Source organism: Pseudocitrobacter faecalis (assembly GCF_965231525.1).
Taxonomy (GTDB): domain Bacteria; phylum Pseudomonadota; class Gammaproteobacteria; order Enterobacterales; family Enterobacteriaceae; genus Pseudocitrobacter; species Pseudocitrobacter faecalis.
The window spans coordinates 3,180,810-3,201,231 of sequence record NZ_CBDDNJ010000002.1 but is presented as its reverse complement, the minus strand read 5'-3'; the positions used below and the strand labels follow the sequence as shown (position 1 = coordinate 3,201,231).

Here is a 20,422-nt window from a genome sequence, read left to right as displayed (position 1 = left end):
GCGAAAAAGCATAACAGTCGCATTAGCTCAGCATTTTAAGAATGCGGGCCGGATTGCCGCCCACGACCGCGTTATCAGGGACATCCTTCACCACGACCGCCCCGGATGCGACGACAACGTTATTCCCGAGGGCTACGCCTGGGTTTATCACCGCGCGTCCGCCGATCCAGACATTATTTCCGATAACCACCGGTTTACCATATTCATAGCCGCTGTTGCGCTCGGTCGCATCCAGAGGATGGGTCGCCGTATAAATATGGACTCCCGGCGCGAGCATACAATTATCACCGATGGTAATAGGGCAAACGTCCAGCATTACGCAATCAAAATTGGCGTAGAAATTGGCGCCCAGCGTAATGTTATAGCCGTAGTCGCAGCGGAAATTGGGCTCAATATACGCATCGTGACTTTTATCGAAGAGTTCAGCCAGCAACTGATGGCGTAATGCTTTTTCGTCGGGCGACGAATGGTTGTAGCGGTGCAATAACTGTTTAGCGCGCAGGCTATCGGCTCTGAGCGTTGCATCAGCCGGGCGATAGAGTTCGCCGGCGATCATTTTACGTTTCTCTTCACTCATTGTGACACTCCTCGTCAGTTAAGAGTGTTCACCATAAGAGGCGCAGATATAATTGGGAACGTTCCCTGTTTATCAATGTGAAGTTAATCACAAACTTACCAGGGTAAGCGGAACGTTACGATCGTGAGTTAACTTGACTGACGCCTGTAGCGATTGCAGGAAATAGTGATTAGCGAATAAATTTCCAGACAGTGGACGGGATCTTGTCGTACAGCTTATTCATCGTCAATTCTGCCAGACGATGATCGGCTGCTGAGTAAAATACCGCCAGTTCATTGTCAGAAAGTTCATATTTATTTTTTTCAATAACGCGTTCCAGCGTATCAATTGACTGGCAACGGCGCAGTCGCATCAAATAATCCGTTTTAGTTAATGGTTTCTCAGACATAATTCACCCATGTGATTGTAATTATCTTAACAAGAGAGACTAACAGGGTTAGCCCGGCTGGCATTGACGAAACAGCGGAAGAGTTTGTTCCCTGACTTGCGCCATTTTTGCAAGTCTTCACTATTTATGCCGTAGTTACTGAACAACATGAAAGTATCATCCAGATATTCGTCAATTTGTGCAATCAATTTATTATCTTCGTTGTACTTAATTTTATAATTAAGCGCAAAGGTTGCGATATGCTCGATCAGCTCATTGAGTTGAAGGTTGATAGCCGAGGTGGGATCGTTAACCCAACCGTGGTTACTCTCTTCAAGATTGGCGAGGCAGTCGTGATAGAGCGTTTCGCAGAGGAATCTGAGTTGCGCGATATCATGCCTTTTTGGCGAGTATTCGTCCATAACACATCCCCTTATTCGTGAGTAAACGACGAGAACAATCAGTGTGTGGGATGGGGTAACTACTGGCTAACCTGGCGCAGACGCACAGTCCTTATGCACTAACTATAATCTACTCTGAAAGAGATTTCACCGAGCTATTACGAAAAATTACAATTAAGTCTCTTTTTCTTTATTCCCCGATTATGAAATGCGGCTTAGATTAAGATTTTTCAATGTATTGCCAGAAAACAAAATTTGATTCATTAGAATTCATTCACTTACCCTTTATCCACACAATTCATACGGCGTGCAATTGCCTGGATTTTCAGCAGGTGTAAGACCATTCGCAACGAAGATACAGAGAAAACATCTTTCACTTCGGAGTTTTCCTAAACTTTTAAACGCTGGGATCTTCACGGCGATGAATCATCACTATTTAAGATAACACGCTTTTTTTATTATAAAATTTTATTACTGCATTTTAAAAACGTTTATAGCGATAAGTGCGATTATAAAAAACCATAAAAAAGGGCCGCTCGCGCGACCCTTTGTCATCGTCAGTAACAGTTAGTGACGTTCAACCGGATGGCTGTGTTCAGTTTCTTCAACTTTGCGGCCAAAGCGGCGGCGAACCACCACGAAGAACACCGGAACGAAGAAGATAGCCAGAACCGTTGCCGTGACCATCCCGCCCATTACGCCGGTACCTACCGCGTTCTGTGCGCCGGAGCCTGCGCCGGTACTGATAACCAGCGGCATAACCCCGAGGATGAACGCCAGCGACGTCATCAGGATTGGACGCAGACGCATACGTACCGCTTCAAGCGTGGCTTCAATCAGGCCTTTGCCCTCTTTTTCCATCAGATCTTTGGCGAATTCCACGATAAGTATCGCGTTCTTCGCCGACAAGCCAATGGTTGTCAGCAGGCCCACCTGGAAGTAAACGTCGTTAGTGAGGCCACGGAAAGTAGCGGCTAACAGCGCACCGATAACCCCCAGCGGAACCACCAGCATAACGGAGAACGGAATCGACCAGCTCTCGTACAGCGCCGCCAGACAGAGGAAGACCACAATCAGCGAAATCGCATACAGGGCAGGGGCCTGGTTACCAGAGAGGCGTTCCTGGTAAGACATCCCGGTCCAGTCGTAACCGATACCCGATGGCAGTTTACCCGCCAGCTCTTCCATCATCGTCATCGCTTCACCGGTACTTCTTCCCGGTGCCGCCTGACCGAGGATTTCCATCGACGGCAGACCGTTATAGCGTTCCAGACGTGGTGAACCGTATTCCCAGCGAGACGTTGAGAACGCGGAGAACGGCACCATCTGACCATCAGAACCACGGACGTACCAGTTGCTGATATCTTCCGGCAACATGCGGTACTGCGCTTCAGACATCACGTACACTTTCTTCACACGACCACGGTCGATGAAGTCGTTGACGTAGCTACTACCCCAGGCAGCGCCCAGCGTGGTATTGATGTCGCTGATAGATACGCCCAGCGCCTGTGCTTTTTCCTGGTCGATATCAATTTTGAACTGCGGCGTATCTTCCAGGCCGTTAGGACGCACGCCGACTAACAGATCCGGGTGCTTAGCCACTTCACCAAACAACTGGTTACGCGCCTGCGTCAGTTTTTCGTGACCCAGACCGCCCTGGTCAATGAGCTGGAAGTCGAAGCCGGTCGCCGTACCCAGTTCAACAATCGCTGGCAGGTTAAAGGCGAACACCATCGCATCTTTAATCTTCGAGAACTCACCCATCGCACGTTGAGTGATGGCTTCAACCTTGTTCTCTTCGCCCGGACGATCCGCCCAGTCTTTCAAAGAAACGAAGGCGATACCGGTGTTCTGACCACGACCCGCAAAACCAAAGCCGTTAACCGCAAACACGGACGCAACGTTGTCTTTCTCTTTGGTGAGATAGTAATCGGTCATCTCATCCAGCACTTTCTGCGTACGTTCCTGCGTTGCCCCTGCCGGAAGCTGGGCCATACTCAGGAATACGCCCTGATCTTCATCTGGCAGGAACGAGCTTGGCAGACGAACGAACAGGAAGGCCATGCCGACCACGATGATGATATACAGCAGCAGATAACGACCGGTGCTGCGCAGGATGTTGCCTACGCTGTCGGTGTAGTGGTGCGTGCTCTTATCAAACATGCGGTTGAACCAACCGAAGAAGCCTTTTTTGCCTTCACCGTGATCGCCTTTGGCGACCGGTTTGAGCATCGTGGCACACAGTGCCGGGGTCAGAATCAAGGCCACCAGTACGGACAGTGCCATCGCCGAAACGATCGTGATGGAGAACTGACGGTAGATTGCCCCGGTAGAACCACCGAAGAACGCCATCGGGATAAATACCGCCGACAGTACCATCGCGATCCCGACCAGTGCGCCCTGGATCTGGCCCATCGATTTACGCGTCGCCTCTTTCGGTGGTAGACCCTCGTCGGACATCACACGTTCGACGTTTTCTACCACCACGATGGCGTCATCCACCAATAGCCCTATCGCCAGCACCATCCCGAACATCGTCAGGGTGTTGATGGAGAAGCCAAAGGCGGCAAGGATAGCGAAGGTACCCAGCAAGACGACCGGTACTGCGATCGTCGGAATCAACGTCGCGCGGAAGTTTTGCAGGAACATGTACATCACGATGAACACCAGAAGAATGGCTTCAATCAGCGTTTTCACCACTTCGTTGATGGAGATCTGAACGAACGGTGTGGTGTCATACGGATAAACAATCTGCAAGCCTGACGGGAAGAACGGCTCCATCTTCTTCAGTTCGGCACGGATAGCTTTCGCGGTGTCCAGCGCGTTCGCACCGGTTGCCAGCTTGATACCCAGACCGGAAGCCGGTTTACCGTTGAACTTCGCGATGATGTCGTAGTTCTCACCGCCCAGCTCAATCTTCGCCACGTCGCGCAGGCGAACCTGCGACCCATCCTGATTCACTTTCAGCAGAATTTTGCCGAACTCATCGGTGCTGGTCAGACGCGTTTGCGCGATGATAGAGGCGTTAAGCTGCTGGCCCTTCACCGGCGGCGTACCGCCTAACTGGCCGGCTGCAACCTGGGCGTTCTGTGCTTTGATCGCTGCGATAACATCAACCGGAGTCAGCTGGAAGTTGTTCAGTTTGGTCGGATCCATCCAGATACGCATCGCGTACTGAGAACCAAACAGCTGAACGTCACCGACGCCAGACGTACGGCTGATCGGGTCTTTCATGTTCGCCGCAACGTAGTCGGAAATATCTTCCTGGGTCATGGTGCCGTTGGTGTTAATGACACCAACAACCATCAGGAAGCTACTGGAGGACTTCTCAACGCTGATCCCTTGTTGCTGAACTTCCTGCGGCAGCAACGGTGTTGCCAGCGACAGTTTGTTCTGTACCTGTACCTGCGCGATGTCCGCGTCAGTACCGGATTCAAAGGTCAGGGTGATCTGTACCGTACCGGTAGAGTCACTGTTGGAGGACATGTACATCAGGTTATCGATACCGTTCATATTCTGTTCGATAACCTGTGTGACGGTGTCCTGCACCGTCTGGGCATCAGCGCCCGGATAGGTCGCGGAGATCGTCACGGCTGGCGGCGCAATCGTTGGATATTGCGCTACCGGCAGTTTCATGATCGCGAGTCCCCCGGCAAGCATGATGATGATAGCAATCACCCATGCAAATATCGGGCGATCGATAAAGAAATTAGCCATGTCTTAACGGCTCCTGTTTAAGTTAAGACTGAGTTTTTTCTGACGCTGCGCCGGCTGCGGCTTGTTCTTTATTGTCAGAAGTCACTTCCTGCGCTTTCACCTGCGCGCCGGGACGGACTTTTTGCAGGCCGGTGATAATCACACGGTCGCCGTCTTTCAGCCCTTCAGTGACCAGCCATTTATCGCCAATCGCCTGGGTTGCTTTAATATCACGCGTTTCAACTTTATCGCCTTCACCGACCACCAGCGCAGTCGCATCACCACGCGGCGTACGGGTCACGCCTTGCTGAGGAACCAGCAACGCTTTCGGATTCACACCTTCCTGCAGACGTGCACGAACGAACATGCCAGGCAGCAGAGTATGGTCCGGGTTCGGGAAGATAGCGCGCAGGGTGATAGACCCGGTGGTCTGATCAACCGTCACATCAGAGAACTCTAATGTGCCGCTCTGCGGATATTTAGTACCGTCATTCGTTACCAGGTCGACTTTCGCTTTGCCGTTTTCCTGCTTCAGCGTGCCGTTTGCCAGTTCCTGTTTCAGACGCAGGAAGTCGTTACTGGATTGCGTCACATCAACGTAGATAGGATCCAGCTGTTGCACGGTTGCCAGCGCGGTAGATTGCCCGTTCTGTACCAGTGCGCCTTCCGTGACCGCGGATTTACCGATACGGCCGCTGATAGGGGAGGTGACTTTGGTATAGGCCAGGTTGATACGCGCGGTTTCAACCGCTGCTTTGGCAGCAACAACGGCAGCGTTAGCCTGCTGTGCATCCGCCTGCGCGGTGTCGTAGTCCTGTTGACTGATGTACTGCGTACCCAGAAGTTTCTGGTAGCGCTTCACGGTCAGTTGAGCAATATTGGCAGCTGCCTGGGCTTTCGCCAGGTCACCTTTCGCGCTTTCGTAAGCGGCCTGATAAGTGGCAGGATCGATCTGATACAGAGACACGCCCGCCTCAATATCGCCGCCTTCAGTAAAGTTTCGCTTCAGAATGATACCGCTGACCTGCGGACGAACTTCTGCAATACGATACGCGTTGGTGCGTCCAGGGAGTTCAGTCGTGATTTGAAGAGGTTCAGATTTGAGCGTCACAACGCCAACTTCTGGCATCTGCTGCGCTCCTTGTTGAGCCCCTTTGTCGTCACATCCTGTAAGCGCTAAGCTGCCTGAGAGCATCAGAACGACCGCCAGAGGCGTTAACCCTCTGTTTTTGTTCATATGTAAACCTCGAGTGTCCGATTTCAAATTGATCAATGGTTCAGCGTCCACAAACCCATTGCTGCGTTTATATTATCGTCGTGCTATGGTACATACATTCACAAATGTATGTAAATCTAACCTCTGTAAATTCACCAACCTATGGCACGAAAAACCAAACAAGAAGCCCTTGCCACACGTCAACACATCCTCGATGTGGCCTTGCGTTTATTTTCTCAGCAGGGCGTATCCTCAACCTCGCTGGTGGATATTGCCAAAGCGGCAGGTGTCACGCGCGGCGCTATCTATTGGCATTTCAAGGACAAGTCGGATTTATTTGGTGAAATCTGGGAGTTATCAGAATCCAGTATCAGCGATCTTGAGATTGAGTATCGGGCAAAATTCCCCGACGATCCACTCTCAGTTTTAAGGGAAATATTAGTCTATATCCTTGAAGCAACGGTAGTAGAAGAGCGTAGACGTTTGATGATGGAGATTATATTCCATAAATGCGAATTTGTCGGTGAAATGGCCTTATTACAACAGGCTCAGCGGAATCTTTGCATGGAAAGTTATGACCGCATTGAGCAAGTGTTAAAAGATTGTATATCTGCACAAATGCTGCCTGCCAAATTGTTAACCCGCCGCGCCGCCATCCTGATGCGCAGTTATGTCTCTGGAATTATGGAGAACTGGCTCTTTGCGCCGGGTTCATTCGATTTGAAAAAAGAGGCGCGCGACTACGTGGCGATTCTGCTGGAGATGTTTCAGTTCTGCCCGACGCTACACGAGAAATCAGGTTAATCAGAAAATTCGTTATTACCAGGAATAATCCTGGAGAGTGGCGCTATTCCGTCGATTGCAGAAGTGCTATTCTGCGCACGCGTTTATCCCCCGGGTTTCTCCGGCTTTTGCAATCACTCATGTTAAAACTATGCTGCATAACATTCGCTCGCGAAACACATTTTTCGCTTTTATAGTCGTTATTGCATGTCTTTTCTGTGCTGTCACCGCCGCGCAGGCGCGTGTCACCAGCGGTAACGACCTTCCGGATCGTGCCGAAATTCAGGCACAAATCGATGCTATCAATAAGAAGAAAGATCCCACCCCAGCGGACAAGCTGGAGCTGCAGGATTTGACCGAAACTCTCCAGTTCCTGGATAAAATCGATCGCGTCAAAGATGAAACCATCCAGTTGCAGAAGAGGGTCGATCAGGCCCCGGCGCAGCTGCGCGAGGCCACAGAGAAACTGAATGCGCTGAGCGACGTCGATAATGACGATGAAACACGCAAAACGCTCTCGACGCTGTCGTTACGCCAGCTGGAAGCGCGCTTAACGCAGATGGTCGATGACCTGCAAAATGCCCAGAACGATCTGGCGACCTACAATACCCAACTGGTTTCGTTGCAAACGCAGCCTGAGCGTGTACAGAACGCCATGAATGCGGCGTCACAGCAGCTACAACAGATTCGCAATAGCCTGAACGGCACCACGGTCGGGGAAGGCGCGCTGCGTCCTTCTCAGCAAACCATGTTGCAGGTGCAGCAGGCGCTGCTGAATGCCGAGCTCGATCAGCAACGTAAAAGCCTGCAGGGCAACACCACGTTGCAGGATACCCTGCAAAAACAGCGTGATTACATTACCGCGTACAGCACCCGCCTTGAGCACCAGCTTCAGCTTTTACAGGAAGCGGCTAACAATAAACGTCTGACGCTGACCGAAAAAACGGCACAGGAAACCGCCTCGCCGGAAGATACGGCACGCATTCAGGCGAACCCGCTGGTCAAACAGGAGCTGGAAATCAACCACCAGTTAAGCCAGCGCCTGATTAACGTCACCGAAAGCGGTAACCAGCTGGTTCAGCAAAACATCAGAGTGAAGAACTGGCTCGACCGTGCGTTGCAATCTGAGCGCAATGTGAAAGAGCAGATTGCGGTGCTGAAGGGTAGCCTGCTGCTCTCGCGTATCCTTTACCAGCAGCAACAGACGCTGCCTTCCGCCGATGAACTGGAAGACATGACCAACCGCATTGCGGACTTGCGTCTGGAGCAATTCGAAATTAACCAGCAGCGTGATGCCATGTTCCAGAGCGAAGATTTTGTCGCCAAACTGGAAGAGGGTCACGCCAGCGAAATTACGCCGGAAGTGCATGACGCGCTGCTGCAACTGGTTGACGCGCGTCGTGAGGCGCTGGACTTAATTAACAAACAGCTGGGGAACCAGCTGATGATGGCTATCAACCTGCAAATCAATCAGCAGCAGTTGATGAGCGTATCGAAAAACCTTAAAGAGATCCTCACCCAGCAAATCTTCTGGGTAAACAGCAACAAACCGATGGGCTGGGACTGGATTAAATCCTTCCCGGGCGCGCTGAAGGATCAGTTCAAGGCGATGAAAATCACCGTAAACTGGGAAAAAGCGTGGCCAGCCGTCTTCATCGCCTTCCTGGCGGGCCTGCCGCTGCTGCTGATTGCCGGGCTCATCCGCTGGAAACTGGCCTGGCTGCGTGCGTATCAGGCGCGTTTAGCGGAACAGGTCGGGCAACTACGCAACGATAGCCAACTGCATACGCCAAAAGCGATTCTCATCGACCTGATAAGAGCCTTACCGGTGGTATTAGTGATTCTGGCTGTGGGCCTGATTCTGCTGACCATGCAGCTCAACATCAGCGACCTGCTGTGGGCGTTTTGTAAAAAACTGGCGACCTTCTGGCTGGTCTTTGGCTTGTGCTGGAAAGTACTGGAAAAGGACGGCGTCGCGGTACGCCACTTCAATATGCCAGAACAGCTCACCAGCCACTGGCGTCGTCAGATTGTGCGCATCAGCCTTGCATTGTTACCGTTGCACTTCTGGTCTGTCGTGGCGGAGCTTTCGCCACTGCATCTGATGGACGACGTGCTGGGCCAGTTTGTCATTCTGCTGAACCTGCTGCTGATTGCCATTCTGGTGTGGCCGATGTGCCGCGACAGCTGGCGTGATAAAGAGTCGCACGGGCTGCGTCTGGTCACGATTACCGTGCTGTCGCTGGTACCGATTGGCTTGATGGTGCTGACGGCGACGGGCTATTTCTATACCACGCTGCGCCTCTCTGGCCGCTGGATTGAAACCGTCTACCTGGTGATAGTCTGGAACCTGCTTTATCAGACCGTTCTGCGTGGTTTAAGCGTCGCGGCGCGGCGTATCGCCTATCGCCGTGCGGTCGCGCGTCGTCAGAACATTGTTAAAGAGGGCGCGGAAGGGGCGGAGCCCCAGGAGGAGCCGACCATCGCTCTGGAGCAGGTTAACCAGCAGACGCTGCGTATCACTATGTTGCTGATGGTGTGTCTGTTCGCGGCAGCGTTCTGGGGGATCTGGTCAGATTTAATTTCCGTCTTTACCTATCTCGATAGCATTACGCTGTGGCATTACAGCGGCACGGAAGCGGGTGCCAGCGTGGTGAAAAACGTCACCATGGGCAGCTTGCTGTTTGCGGTGATAGCGGCCACCATTGCCTGGGCGCTGATCCGCAACTTACCGGGCCTGCTGGAAGTGCTGGTGCTCTCACGCCTGAACATGCGCCAGGGCGCATCCTACGCCATTACCACGATCCTCAACTACGTGATCATCGCCGTTGGTGCAATGACGGTATTTGGCTCGCTGGGCGTCTCGTGGGACAAACTGCAGTGGCTGGCGGCGGCGTTATCGGTGGGTCTCGGTTTTGGTTTACAGGAGATTTTCGGTAACTTTGTGTCCGGTATCATTATCCTGTTTGAACGCCCGGTACGTATTGGTGATACCGTGACGATCGGCACCTTCTCCGGGACGGTCAGCAGGATCCGTATTCGTGCGACGACCATCACCGACTTTGATCGTAAAGAGGTGATCATCCCGAACAAAGCGTTTGTCACCGAGCGGCTGATCAACTGGTCGCTCAGCGATACCATTACGCGTGTGGTGATTAGCCTGGGCGTGGCGTATGGATCCGATCTCGATAAAGTGAAAGAGATCCTGCTGAAAGCGGCGATGGAGCACCCGAAAGTGATGCACGATCCAGAGCCGATAGTGTTATTCACCACCTTCGGTGCCAGCACGCTGGATCACGAGCTGCGTCTGTATGTACGTGAACTGCGCGATCGTAGCTACACCGTCGATGAGCTGAACCGCACCATCGATCGTTTGTGCCGTGAAAATAACATCAATATCGCGTTTAACCAGCTGGAAGTTCATCTGCACAATGAGAAGGGCGATGAAGTGACGGAAGTGAAGCGTGATAACAACGGCGGTAACAATCTCGCGATAGCGGATTAATACCTCTGTTGTTGGCCCGGTGAGCGCAATGCCACCGGGCGTTTATTCAGCGCGATTGCCCGAGGCCGACGCCAGCTTCTTCGCGAAATCGCGTTTCACCATCTCCAGCGCGCTTAATACCACTTCCGGCGCGATATCGTGACTCTCCAGCAGCATAATCAAATCGACCGCCAGCTTAACGTCATCCGGCGCGTTTTCAAGCGACATACTTTCCCCTTTAGCGCGTCAGGCGCGCCAGTACGTTTTCAATGTCCTGCAAAGCCTGCCGGCAGCGAGCCAGCCGGGCATCAAAGGCGGTAATTTCGCGGCTGAGCCGCTGCTGCTCATCAAAGGTGGCCGCCTGCGCAAGCTGTTGCTCACGCGTCTGTTTCATCTCCAGCAACCGGCGTTCAAACTCCTGGGTTTGCAGGCGCTTACGCTGCCAGCGCGTCTGCGCGGGTGAGGCGCTATCCCAGACACGCAGTGACCAGGCGTCACTTTCCCGGCTGATCGCCTCAAGTTGCGCAGCCAGTTGTTCAGCAAGCCAGGCCACCTGCGGAAGCTGCTGCTGCTCAACCGCGCGCTGCAACTCGCTGAAATTCTTCTGCGCTTCATTCAGGCACGCCTGTAGCGTGGTGCTGCGGGTGTGAAAAAGTTTCCTGTCGAAGCGGGGTGTCAGGGTGGCGTGCTGCGCCAGCGGCGCGATGCGCACTTGCAGCCGTGCAAGCTGGGCTTCCAGCGTTTGTAAAAGCTGCGCTATTTTCACGCCAATCTCCGTCGTATTTTTTATCGGCTATGCTACATTAGCAGCTGGTATTGATAACGATTCTCGCAATGCAACGCACTATTTTAATCATTATTGGCTGGCTGGCGGTAGCCCTGGGCACGTTAGGCGTGGTTTTACCGCTGTTGCCCACCACGCCGTTTATCCTGCTCGCCGCCTGGTGCTTCGCGCGCTCGTCGCCGCGTTTTCACCATTGGCTGCTTTATCGCTCCTGGTTTGGCGGCTATTTGCGCCACTGGCAAAAGTATCGTGCTATGCCGCGCGGGGCAAAGCCTCGGGCTATTATCCTAATTCTGGTGACCTTCGCTATCTCTCTGTGGCTGGTGAAGATGATGTGGGTACGCATACTGTTGCTGGTGATTCTTGCCTGTCTGCTGATTTTCATGTGGCGGATCCCGGTGATTGATGCGGAACAACAAAAGCCGTAAAGCGCATCAATGGTGTTGCAATTCTTATCAGCAGTCAGTAAATTCGACCGTTTTCGAGCACAGGCGCGCCGGTCAAAAGTTAATCAAATGTAACTTTGGCCCATTATGCACGCCTCGAGTAACATCGTTTTAAGCAGGCACAAACCTATGACCGCTACTGCACAGCAGCTTGAATTTCTGAAGAACAGCATTAAAAGCATTCACGACTATCCGAAGCCGGGCATTCTTTTCCGCGACGTCACCAGTTTACTGGAAGATCCGAAAGCTTACGCCCTCAGCATTGAACTGCTGGTGAATCGCTATAAAGATGCGGGTATCACTAAAGTCGTCGGTACCGAAGCGCGTGGTTTCCTGTTTGGTGCACCGGTAGCCCTGGCGATGGGCGTAGGTTTTGTTCCGGTACGTAAGCCGGGTAAACTGCCGCGCGAAACCATCGCGGAAAGCTATGAACTGGAATACGGCACCGATCAGCTGGAAATTCATGTTGATGCCATTAAACCGGGCGATAAAGTGCTGGTTGTGGACGATCTGCTGGCAACCGGTGGTACGATTGAAGCGACCGTTAAACTGATCCGTCGTCTGGGTGGTGAAGTGACTGACGCCGCATTCATCATCAATCTGTTCGACCTCGGTGGTGAGCAGCGCCTGGAAAAACAGGGCATCACCAGCTATAGCCTGGTTTCCTTCCCGGGCCACTAAGCAAATCCCGATACTGAGCCTCGCCGTATTGGCGGGGCTGTGATAGCATTACCCCCCTCGTGAATCCACCTTCCAACGTCTCAGAGCCAGCCAATGAGTTATCAGGTCTTAGCCCGAAAATGGCGACCACAAACCTTCGCTGACGTCGTCGGCCAGGAACATGTGCTGACTGCACTGGCGAACGGCTTGTCGTTAGGGCGCATTCATCACGCCTATCTCTTTTCCGGCACCCGTGGCGTCGGTAAAACCTCTATCGCCCGTTTGCTGGCGAAGGGGCTGAACTGCGAAACCGGTGTTACCGCTACGCCCTGCGGCGTATGCGATAACTGCCGTGAAATTGAAGAGGGGCGCTTTGTCGATTTAATCGAAATCGATGCCGCGTCGCGCACGAAAGTTGAAGACACGCGCGATCTGCTCGATAACGTCCAGTACGCACCGGCGCGCGGGCGTTTCAAAGTCTATCTGATCGATGAAGTGCACATGCTTTCCCGCCACAGCTTCAACGCACTGTTGAAAACGCTGGAAGAGCCGCCTGCACATGTTAAATTCCTGCTGGCAACGACTGACCCGCAAAAACTGCCGGTCACCATTCTTTCTCGTTGCCTGCAATTCCACCTTAAAGCGCTGGATGTCGAACAAATTCGTCATCAGCTTGAGCATATTCTCGGTGAAGAGAAAATTGCTTTCGAGCCACGCGCGCTACAACTGCTCGCCCGTTCAGCAGACGGCAGCCTGCGTGATGCGTTAAGCCTTACTGACCAGGCGATTGCCAGCGGGGAAGGTCAACTGACCACCGCATCGGTCAGCGCCATGCTGGGTACGCTTGATGATGACCAGGCGCTCTCATTAATTGAAGCGCTGGTGGCCGCTGATGGCGAACGTGTGATGGCGCTGGTCAACGAGGCCGCACAACGAGGCATTGAGTGGGAAGCGCTGCTGGTCGAGATGCAAAGCTTACTGCATCGCATTGCGATGGTTCAGCTATCGCCATCCGCGCTGGGTAGCGATATGGCCCCGGTTGAGCAGCGGATGCGTGATTTAGCGCGAACTGTGCCGCCTACCGATGTTCAGCTCTACTACCAAACCTTGCTGATTGGCCGCAAAGAACTGCCTTACGCGCCAGATCGCCGGATGGGTATTGAGATGACGCTGCTGCGCGCGCTGGCATTCCATCCGCGTATGCCGCTACCGGAGCCGGAGGTGCCTCAGCACAACTTTGCCCCGCAGGCCGCGACAGCGATGATGACGCCGCCACCGGTTCAGCCGCAGGCTGCGCCCGCGCCACGCGGGCCGGATGTGCCGCTACCTGAGTCAACGAATCAGGTGCTGGCCGCCCGCCGCCAGCTTCAGCAGGGCAACGCAGGAGCACCCAAAACAAAAAAGAGTGAACCGGCAGCCGCTTCCCGCGCGCGGCCGGTGAATAACGCTGCGCTGGAAAGACTGGCTTCGGTAACGGAACGCGTTTCTTCGCGTCCTGCACCGTCGGCACTCGAGAAAGCACCGGCGAAGAAAGAAGCCTATCGCTGGAAATCCACCCTGCCGACCCAAGAGGTCAAAGTGGAGGTGGCAACGCCAAAAGCGTTGAAGAAAGCGCTGGAGCATGAAAAAACGCCGGAACTGGCCGCAAAACTGGCCGCCGAGGCTATTGAGCGCGACGAGTGGGCCGCGCAGGTGAGCCAACTGGCGCTGCCAAAGCTGGTTGAACAGGTAGCGCTGAACGCGTGGAAAGAGCAAAACGGCAGTACGGTCTGCCTGCATCTGCGCCCTACCCAGCGACATCTGAACTCGCCGGGCGCGCAGCAGAAGTTGGCCGAGGCGCTTGGCACGTTATACGGCGCACCCGTTGAATTGACTATCATTGAAGATGATAATTCAACCCAGCGAACGCCGCTTGAGTGGCGTCAGGCCATTTATGAAGAGAAACTCGCGCAAGCGCGCGAGGCGATAATCGCGGATAACAATATTCAGACGCTGCGTCGATTCTTCGACGCGGACCTGGACGAAGAGAGTATCCGCCCCATTTGATCGTGAGCCTGGCTTATGGTCGTCACCCTTGAATGAAAGAGAGAAGCCTATGTTTGGTAAAGGCGGTCTGGGTAACCTGATGAAACAGGCCCAGCAGATGCAAGAAAAAATGCAGCAGATGCAGGAAGAAATCGCGAAACTGGAAGTGACCGGTGAATCCGGTGCAGGTCTGGTAAAAGTGACCATCAACGGTGCGCACAACTGCCGTCGCGTGGAAATCGACCCAAGTCTGCTGGAAGATGACAAAGAGATGCTGGAAGATCTGGTTGCTGCGGCATTCAACGATGCGGCGCGTCGCATCGACGAAACCCAGAAAGAGAAAATGGCCTCCGTGTCCTCCGGTATGCAACTGCCGCCGGGTATGAAGCTGCCGTTCTGATGCAAACCAGCCCGCTGTTAACTCAGCTAATGGAAGCACTGCGCTGCCTGCCGGGCGTTGGCCCGAAGTCTGCGCAGCGCATGGCGTTTACGCTGCTGCAACGTGACCGCAGCGGCGGAATGCGTCTGGCGCAGTCGCTGACCCGCGCTATGTCGGAAATCGGCCACTGCGCCGATTGCCGCACCTTCACCGAGCAGGAAGTGTGCAACATCTGTTCGAATCCGCGTCGTCAGGAAAACGGCCAAATCTGTGTGGTGGAGAGTCCTGCGGACATCTACGCCATTGAGCAGACCGGGCAGTTTTCTGGCCGCTACTTCGTGTTGATGGGCCACCTGTCGCCGCTCGACGGCATCGGGCCTGATGATATCGGCCTCGACCGCCTGGAGCAGCGTCTGGAAACGGAATCGCTCAGTGAAGTTATCCTCGCCACCAACCCGACGGTGGAAGGGGAGGCGACTGCCAACTACATCGCCGAGCTGTGCGCTCAGCACGGTGTGGAAGCCAGCCGAATCGCCCATGGCGTGCCGGTGGGCGGCGAACTTGAGATGGTCGATGGCACCACGCTGTCGCACTCGCTCGCGGGTCGTCATAAGATTCGTTTTTAATCAAACGAGAGCAGGATTTTCTGCTCTCGCTTGAAATTTTCCCCCGCTATCCCCATTTCCCTCTCAACGCATTTTTACCTTGTAATTGGCATTGAGGTATTTTCGACATGAAAGGACAAGAAACTCGTGGTTTTCAGTCTGAAGTGAAACAACTTCTGCACCTGATGATCCATTCCCTGTATTCCAATAAAGAAATTTTTCTGCGTGAGCTTATCTCTAACGCCTCGGATGCGGCAGACAAGCTGCGTTTCCGTGCGCTCTCCAACCCGGACCTTTATGAAGGTGACGGCGAGCTGCGCGTGCGTGTTTCCTTCGATAGAGATAAGCGTACGTTGACCATTGCCGATAACGGCATTGGTATGAACCGTGATGACGTCATTGACCATCTTGGGACTATCGCCAAATCGGGTACCAAAGCGTTCCTCGAATCGATGGGCTCTGACCAGGCGAAAGACAGCCAGCTGATTGGTCAGTTTGGCGTAGGCTTCTACTCGGCGTTTATCGTGGCCGATAAAGTGACTGTGCGCACCCGTGCGGCGGGCGATGCGCCAGAAAACGGCGTGTTCTGGGAATCAGAAGGTGAAGGCGATTACACCGTAGCCGACATCACCAAAGCCGATCGCGGCACCGAAATTACCCTGCATCTGCGCGAAGGCGAAGATGAGTTCCTTGACGACTGGCGCGTACGTTCCATCATCAGCAAGTACTCCGACCATATCGCGCTGCCGGTTGAGATTGAAAAACGAGAAGAAAAAGACGGCGAAACCGTTATCTCCTGGGAGAAAATCAACAAAGCACAGGCGCTGTGGACGCGTAATAAGTCTGAAATTAAAGACGAAGAATATACTGAGTTCTACAAACACATCGCCCATGACTTTACTGATCCGCTGACCTGGAGCCACAACCGTGTTGAGGGGAAGCAGGAGTACACCAGTCTGCTGTACATCCCGTCTCAGGCCCCGTGGGATATGTGGAACCGTGACCATAAACATGGCCTGAAACTGTACGTGCAGCGCGTGTTTATTATGGACGACGCCGAGCAGTTCATGCCGAACTACCTGCGCTTCGTGCGTGGTCTGATAGATTCTAACGATCTGCCGCTGAACGTGTCCCGTGAAATCCTGCAGGACAGCGCGGTCACGCGCAGCCTGCGCGGCGCGCTGACCAAACGTGTCCTGCAAATGCTGGAAAAACTGGCGAAAGACGACGCGGAAAAATACCAGACCTTCTGGAAGCAGTTTGGTCTGGTTCTGAAAGAAGGCCCGGCGGAAGACAGTGCTAACCAGGACGCCATTGCTAAGCTGTTGCGCTTTGCTTCTACGCACACGGACTCTTCAGAGCAGACCGTTTCGCTGGCAGACTACGTTTCCCGCATGAAAGAAGGGCAGGAAAAAATTTATTACATCACCGCTGACAGCTATGCGGCAGCGAAAAGCAGCCCGCACCTGGAGCTGCTGCGTAAGAAGGGCATCGAAGTTCTGCTGCTTTCTGACCGCATCGACGAGTGGATGATGAACTACCTGACTGAGTTCGATGGTAAGCCGTTCCAGTCTGTGGCTAAAGCCGATGAATCCATCGACAAGCTGGCAGATGAAGTGGACGAAAGCGCCAAAGAAGCGGAAAAAGCGCTGACGCCGTTTGTTGAGCGCGTGAAAACCCTGCTGGGCGATCGCGTGAAAGAGGTACGTCTGACGCACCGCCTGACGGATACCCCGGCGATTGTCACTACCGACGCGGACGAAATGAGCACACAGATGGCGAAACTGTTCGCCGCTGCGGGCCAGGCCGTGCCGGATGTGAAGTACATCTTTGAACTTAACCCGGATCACGTTCTGGTGAAACGCACGGCGGACACCCAGGATGAAGCCCAGTTTAAAGAGTGGGTTGAACTGCTGCTCGATCAGGCTCTGTTTGCAGAGCGCGGAACGCTGGAAGATCCGAACCAGTTTATCCGCCGTATGAACCAGCTGCTGGTGTCGTAAGCACTACCCCCTCACCCTAACCCTCTCCCTCAGGGAGAGGGGATCGATTGTGCCCATGATTCATTTGGTGCCAGTCTTTTCCCTCGAGGGTTAGGGGACCGATTGTGCACGTTGTTAAGCCCTGCGCCGTTTTTCTCCCTCTCCCTGTGGGAGAGGGCCGGGGTGAGGGCATCAAACCGCACTTTTCCCCCCATTAACCGTTTCAGCGCCGCCCCGCTTCCTTGAGCCAATGGCGCGTTGGTGGTATCGTTTAGCGCTTTTGAAAAATTTAGACAACCTTTGAGGGGATTTTCGCAATGCGTATCATTCTGCTTGGCGCTCCGGGCGCGGGTAAAGGAACTCAGGCTCAGTTCATCATGGAGAAGTACGGTATTCCGCAAATCTCCACCGGCGATATGCTGCGTGCCGCCGTGAAATCCGGTTCTGAACTGGGTAAACAAGCCAAAGACATCATGGATGCTGGCAAGCTGGTTACCGACGAACTGGTTATCGCACTGGTTAAAGAACGCATCTCCCAGGAAGATTGCCGTAACGGTTTCCTGCTGGACGGCTTCCCGCGTACTATTCCGCAGGCAGACGCCATGAAAGAAGCGGGCATCAACGTGGATTACGTGCTGGAATTCGACGTGCCGGACGAACTGATCGTTGACCGTATCGTGGGTCGTCGCGTTCACGCGGCATCTGGCCGTGTTTACCACATCAAATTCAATCCGCCGAAAGTGGAAGGTAAAGATGATGTGACCGGCGAAGATCTGACCACCCGTAAAGACGATCAGGAAGAAACCGTGCGTAAACGTCTGGTGGAATACCATCAGATGACTGCACCGCTGATCGGCTACTACTCCAAAGAAGCGCAGGCGGGTAACACCAAATACGCGAAAGTTGACGGTACTAAAGCCGTTGCAGACGTTCGCGCTGAGCTGGAAAAAATCCTCGGCTAAGGCCGATGCTCTCACCCGGCGCTGTCCGGGTGAGAACCTTTCTCATTTTACCTGTCGCTGTGATTGGTTCCGTTTCCTTTTATTTCCGCTACAATTGTCTCTCGATAAATGGATAAGAGGCGGTAATGCGTTATAAAAAAACAGGAATTCTGCTGGTAAACCTCGGTACACCCGATGCGCCGACCGCCGACGCGGTGAAACGCTATCTTCGGCAATTCCTCAGCGACCGACGCGTTGTCGACACTTCCCGCCTGTTGTGGTGGCCGCTGTTACGCGGTGTTATTCTGCCTATCCGTTCGCCGCGCGTGGCGAAACTCTATCAATCCGTATGGATGGAAGAGGGCTCGCCGCTGATGGTATACAGCCGCAGACAGCAAAAAGCGCTGGCTGAACGTCTGCCAGAGATGCCCGTCGCGCTGGGTATGAGCTATGGCACGCCGTCGCTGGAAAGCGCCGTTAATGACTTGCTGGCGCAGGATGTTGACCATATCGTGGTACTGCCGCTGTATCCACAATACTCCTGCTCGACGGTTGCCGCCGTGTGGGATGAACTGGCGCGCATTCTGGGGAAAACCCGCGCTATTCCGGGCGTTACGTTTATTCGCGATTATGCGACCGATCACGACTACATTAAGGCGCTGGCGGGAACGGTGAAGGCCTCTTTCGCACGCCACGGTGAGCCGGATTTGCTGCTGCTCTCTTATCACGGTATTCCGCAGCGTTACGCCAACGAAGGCGATGATTACCCGCAACGTTGTCGCGATACCACACGCGCGCTGGTTTCCGCGCTGGAAATCGATCCGGATAAAGTGATGATGACCTTCCAGTCGCGCTTTGGCCGTGAACCGTGGCTGACGCCGTATACGGATGAAACGCTGAAGATGCTGGGTGAAAAGGGCGTGAAACACATTCAGGTGATGTGTCCGGGCTTCTCCGCCGATTGCCTGGAGACGCTGGAAGAAATCGCGGTGCAAAACCGGGAAGTGTTCCTCGAAGCGGGTGGTGTGAAATATGAATATATTCCGGCGTTGAACGACTCACCGGAACATATTGATATGATGCAGGCGCTGGTGACGCCGCACTGCTAGCGTAAATGCAGTTGTTCGACAAAGAAAGCCGCGCCGTCCCGCAGCGCCTGGTCGGCGGTTTTCAACATTCGTGAATAGTGTAAGAACGCATGCAGTACGCCGGGATACATCACGTAACGGCTGGCCTGCTGGTGCGCCTGAAGCGTTTGGTGCAGCAGTCGGCTGTCGTCGATCAGCGGATCATATTCCGCACCGGCGATAAAACAGGGCGGCACGTCACGTGTGAGATCGTTATTGAACAGGCAGTACCACGGCGATTCTTTGTCCTGTTCATGACGCAAATAAGCGCTTTCATAACTTGCCAGATCCTCGCGCGTTAACCCATCCCAGCTTCCGCCCATTAGCCGGCGGCTGACTGAATCCTGCAAACCATACAGCCCGTACCACAACAGCGTGGCAACGACCTTGCCACAATAAATGTGGTGATCGCGCAGCCACAGAGCGCTGGCGAGCGCCAGCATTGCACCTGCAGAGTCGCCCGCAAAGCCGATGTTATCCATGTTGATGTGATATGCCGTGTCGCGGCGCTGGAAAAACTGGCAGACAGCGACCGTCTCTTCAATGGCCTGTGGGAAGCGGGCTTCCGGCGATAAGGTATAGTCGATACCGATCACCGTACAGCCAGTATATTTTGCCAGCAGACGCATGATGCGGTCGTGCGTGTCGAGATTGCCGAGAATAAACCCGCCGCCGTGCAGATAAAAGAGTGTCGCCGGACTTTCTGGCTGCGGTGAGTAAATCCGCGTAGCCACGGTGCCGAACGGCGTGGGCACCACGCACTCAACGGTGGCCATCTCGGGTGCACCCTCGTTCCAGAATTGTCGTTCGCGCGTGTAGTAATCGCGCTGAACTTCCAGTGTTGCATCGGCGGGCCAGGGCGGCAAGTCGGGCCGCTCGAATTGCATGACCTGCTGCATTTCTGCCGAGATTTTCTCCAGTACGGGGATCTTATTTTCCGCTTTCATCA

Annotated in this window: 18 protein-coding genes and 1 other annotated feature; of the genes, 10 read left to right on the top strand and 8 right to left on the bottom strand. The window is 53.9% G+C overall.

Annotated elements, in window-relative coordinates; translation table 11 throughout:
* Positions 1 to 22: 22 nt before the first annotated feature.
* The 5 genes from maa to acrA form a co-directional block, all read right to left on the bottom strand.
* Positions 23 to 577, bottom strand: coding sequence for a maltose O-acetyltransferase (maa, locus tag ACOXYR_RS15870; RefSeq protein ID WP_421355848.1), 555 nt, complete (start codon positions 575 to 577; stop codon positions 23 to 25).
* 169 nt (positions 578 to 746) lie between these two features.
* On the bottom strand, positions 747 to 965 hold the full coding sequence (locus ACOXYR_RS15865; protein ID WP_015965534.1) for an HHA domain-containing protein: 219 nt from the start codon (positions 963 to 965) through the stop codon (positions 747 to 749).
* Positions 966 to 991: 26 nt separating this feature from the next.
* Positions 992 to 1,366: an Hha toxicity modulator TomB gene (gene tomB / locus ACOXYR_RS15860; protein ID WP_015965533.1), complete on the bottom strand. Its 375-nt coding sequence runs from the start codon at positions 1,364 to 1,366 to the stop codon at positions 992 to 994.
* 546 nt (positions 1,367 to 1,912) lie between these two features.
* Positions 1,913 to 5,062 (bottom strand): multidrug efflux RND transporter permease subunit AcrB, encoded by a 3,150-nt coding sequence (gene acrB, locus ACOXYR_RS15855; protein WP_108474872.1) that lies wholly within the window; start codon positions 5,060 to 5,062, stop codon positions 1,913 to 1,915.
* Positions 5,063 to 5,084: 22 nt separating this feature from the next.
* The gene (gene acrA, locus ACOXYR_RS15850) at positions 5,085 to 6,278 is read right to left on the bottom strand and encodes a multidrug efflux RND transporter periplasmic adaptor subunit AcrA (protein ID WP_108474873.1); all 1,194 of its coding nucleotides are present in this window, start codon (positions 6,276 to 6,278) and stop codon (positions 5,085 to 5,087) included.
* Positions 6,279 to 6,419: 141 nt separating this feature from the next.
* On the opposite strand from acrA, the gene acrR reads away from it, so the two are divergent.
* Both acrR and mscK read left to right on the top strand, forming a co-directional pair.
* Positions 6,420 to 7,061 carry a multidrug efflux transporter transcriptional repressor AcrR gene (gene acrR / locus ACOXYR_RS15845; protein WP_108474874.1) on the top strand — a complete coding sequence of 214 codons (642 nt, stop codon included), beginning with the start codon at positions 6,420 to 6,422 and terminating at the stop codon, positions 7,059 to 7,061.
* Between the two features lie 130 nt (positions 7,062 to 7,191).
* On the top strand, positions 7,192 to 10,545 hold the full coding sequence (gene mscK, locus ACOXYR_RS15840) for a mechanosensitive channel MscK (RefSeq protein ID WP_108474875.1): 3,354 nt from the start codon (positions 7,192 to 7,194) through the stop codon (positions 10,543 to 10,545).
* A 42-nt stretch (positions 10,546 to 10,587) separates the two neighbouring features.
* Here mscK and rsmS read toward each other — a convergent pair whose 3' ends face one another.
* Both rsmS and priC read right to left on the bottom strand, forming a co-directional pair.
* Positions 10,588 to 10,752, bottom strand: coding sequence for a pleiotropic regulatory protein RsmS (gene rsmS / locus ACOXYR_RS15835; protein WP_108474876.1), 165 nt, complete (start codon positions 10,750 to 10,752; stop codon positions 10,588 to 10,590).
* Between the two features lie 10 nt (positions 10,753 to 10,762).
* A complete protein-coding gene (gene priC / locus ACOXYR_RS15830; RefSeq protein WP_421355849.1) occupies positions 10,763 to 11,290 on the bottom strand; it encodes a primosomal replication protein N'' in 528 nt (175 codons plus the stop codon).
* Positions 11,291 to 11,358: 68 nt separating this feature from the next.
* Between priC and ACOXYR_RS15825 the strand changes: the two genes are divergently transcribed.
* The 8 genes from ACOXYR_RS15825 to hemH all read left to right on the top strand — a co-directional run bounded on the left by ACOXYR_RS15825 (position 11,359) and on the right by hemH (position 19,455).
* Positions 11,359 to 11,736: a DUF454 family protein gene (locus ACOXYR_RS15825; RefSeq protein ID WP_041686299.1), complete on the top strand. Its 378-nt coding sequence runs from the start codon at positions 11,359 to 11,361 to the stop codon at positions 11,734 to 11,736.
* 147 nt (positions 11,737 to 11,883) lie between these two features.
* The gene (apt, locus tag ACOXYR_RS15820) at positions 11,884 to 12,435 is read left to right on the top strand and encodes an adenine phosphoribosyltransferase (protein ID WP_015965525.1); all 552 of its coding nucleotides are present in this window, start codon (positions 11,884 to 11,886) and stop codon (positions 12,433 to 12,435) included.
* 93 nt (positions 12,436 to 12,528) lie between these two features.
* Positions 12,529 to 14,460: a DNA polymerase III subunit gamma/tau gene (dnaX, locus tag ACOXYR_RS15815; protein WP_189624347.1), complete on the top strand. Its 1,932-nt coding sequence runs from the start codon at positions 12,529 to 12,531 to the stop codon at positions 14,458 to 14,460.
* Positions 13,794 to 13,857: a sequence feature (DnaX frameshifting element), on the top strand. It overlaps the preceding gene by 64 nt.
* Before the next feature lie 49 nt (positions 14,461 to 14,509).
* Positions 14,510 to 14,839, top strand: a complete 330-nt coding sequence (locus tag ACOXYR_RS15810) for a YbaB/EbfC family nucleoid-associated protein (protein WP_108474879.1) — start codon at positions 14,510 to 14,512, stop codon at positions 14,837 to 14,839.
* A complete protein-coding gene (gene recR, locus ACOXYR_RS15805) occupies positions 14,839 to 15,444 on the top strand; it encodes a recombination mediator RecR (protein WP_015965522.1) in 606 nt (201 codons plus the stop codon). Before ACOXYR_RS15810 ends, recR begins: the two co-directional genes overlap by 1 nt.
* 107 nt (positions 15,445 to 15,551) lie before the next feature.
* On the top strand, positions 15,552 to 17,426 hold the full coding sequence (gene htpG, locus ACOXYR_RS15800; protein ID WP_421355850.1) for a molecular chaperone HtpG: 1,875 nt from the start codon (positions 15,552 to 15,554) through the stop codon (positions 17,424 to 17,426).
* A 296-nt stretch (positions 17,427 to 17,722) separates the two neighbouring features.
* On the top strand, positions 17,723 to 18,367 hold the full coding sequence (adk, locus tag ACOXYR_RS15795; RefSeq protein WP_113858868.1) for an adenylate kinase: 645 nt from the start codon (positions 17,723 to 17,725) through the stop codon (positions 18,365 to 18,367).
* A gap of 125 nt (positions 18,368 to 18,492) precedes the next feature.
* Positions 18,493 to 19,455: a ferrochelatase gene (gene hemH, locus ACOXYR_RS15790; protein ID WP_108474882.1), complete on the top strand. Its 963-nt coding sequence runs from the start codon at positions 18,493 to 18,495 to the stop codon at positions 19,453 to 19,455.
* Here the strand turns inward: hemH and aes are convergent.
* Entirely contained in the window at positions 19,452 to 20,420 is a 969-nt protein-coding gene (gene aes, locus ACOXYR_RS15785) for an acetyl esterase (protein ID WP_421355851.1), read from the bottom strand. The two genes, hemH and aes, sit on opposite strands and share 4 nt — an antisense overlap.
* Positions 20,421 to 20,422 lie beyond the last annotated feature (2 nt).

Bases quoted from the DNA above. Each gene is read 5' to 3' on its own strand.
- maa (WP_421355848.1), bottom strand. From the start codon at position 577: ATGAGTGAAGAGAAACGTAAAATGATCGCCGGCGAACTCTATCGCCCG.
- ACOXYR_RS15865 (WP_015965534.1), bottom strand. From the start codon at position 965: ATGTCTGAGAAACCATTAACTAAAACGGATTATTTGATGCGACTGCGC.
- tomB (WP_015965533.1), bottom strand. From the start codon at position 1,366: ATGGACGAATACTCGCCAAAAAGGCATGATATCGCGCAACTCAGATTC.
- acrB (WP_108474872.1), bottom strand. From the start codon at position 5,062: ATGGCTAATTTCTTTATCGATCGCCCGATATTTGCATGGGTGATTGCT.
- acrA (WP_108474873.1), bottom strand. From the start codon at position 6,278: ATGAACAAAAACAGAGGGTTAACGCCTCTGGCGGTCGTTCTGATGCTC.
- acrR (WP_108474874.1), top strand. From the start codon at position 6,420: ATGGCACGAAAAACCAAACAAGAAGCCCTTGCCACACGTCAACACATC.
- mscK (WP_108474875.1), top strand. From the start codon at position 7,192: ATGCTGCATAACATTCGCTCGCGAAACACATTTTTCGCTTTTATAGTC.
- rsmS (WP_108474876.1), bottom strand. From the start codon at position 10,752: ATGTCGCTTGAAAACGCGCCGGATGACGTTAAGCTGGCGGTCGATTTG.
- ACOXYR_RS15825 (WP_041686299.1), top strand. From the start codon at position 11,359: ATGCAACGCACTATTTTAATCATTATTGGCTGGCTGGCGGTAGCCCTG.
- apt (WP_015965525.1), top strand. From the start codon at position 11,884: ATGACCGCTACTGCACAGCAGCTTGAATTTCTGAAGAACAGCATTAAA.
- dnaX (WP_189624347.1), top strand. From the start codon at position 12,529: ATGAGTTATCAGGTCTTAGCCCGAAAATGGCGACCACAAACCTTCGCT.
- ACOXYR_RS15810 (WP_108474879.1), top strand. From the start codon at position 14,510: ATGTTTGGTAAAGGCGGTCTGGGTAACCTGATGAAACAGGCCCAGCAG.
- recR (WP_015965522.1), top strand. From the start codon at position 14,839: ATGCAAACCAGCCCGCTGTTAACTCAGCTAATGGAAGCACTGCGCTGC.
- htpG (WP_421355850.1), top strand. From the start codon at position 15,552: ATGAAAGGACAAGAAACTCGTGGTTTTCAGTCTGAAGTGAAACAACTT.
- adk (WP_113858868.1), top strand. From the start codon at position 17,723: ATGCGTATCATTCTGCTTGGCGCTCCGGGCGCGGGTAAAGGAACTCAG.
- hemH (WP_108474882.1), top strand. From the start codon at position 18,493: ATGCGTTATAAAAAAACAGGAATTCTGCTGGTAAACCTCGGTACACCC.
- aes (WP_421355851.1), bottom strand. From the start codon at position 20,420: ATGAAAGCGGAAAATAAGATCCCCGTACTGGAGAAAATCTCGGCAGAA.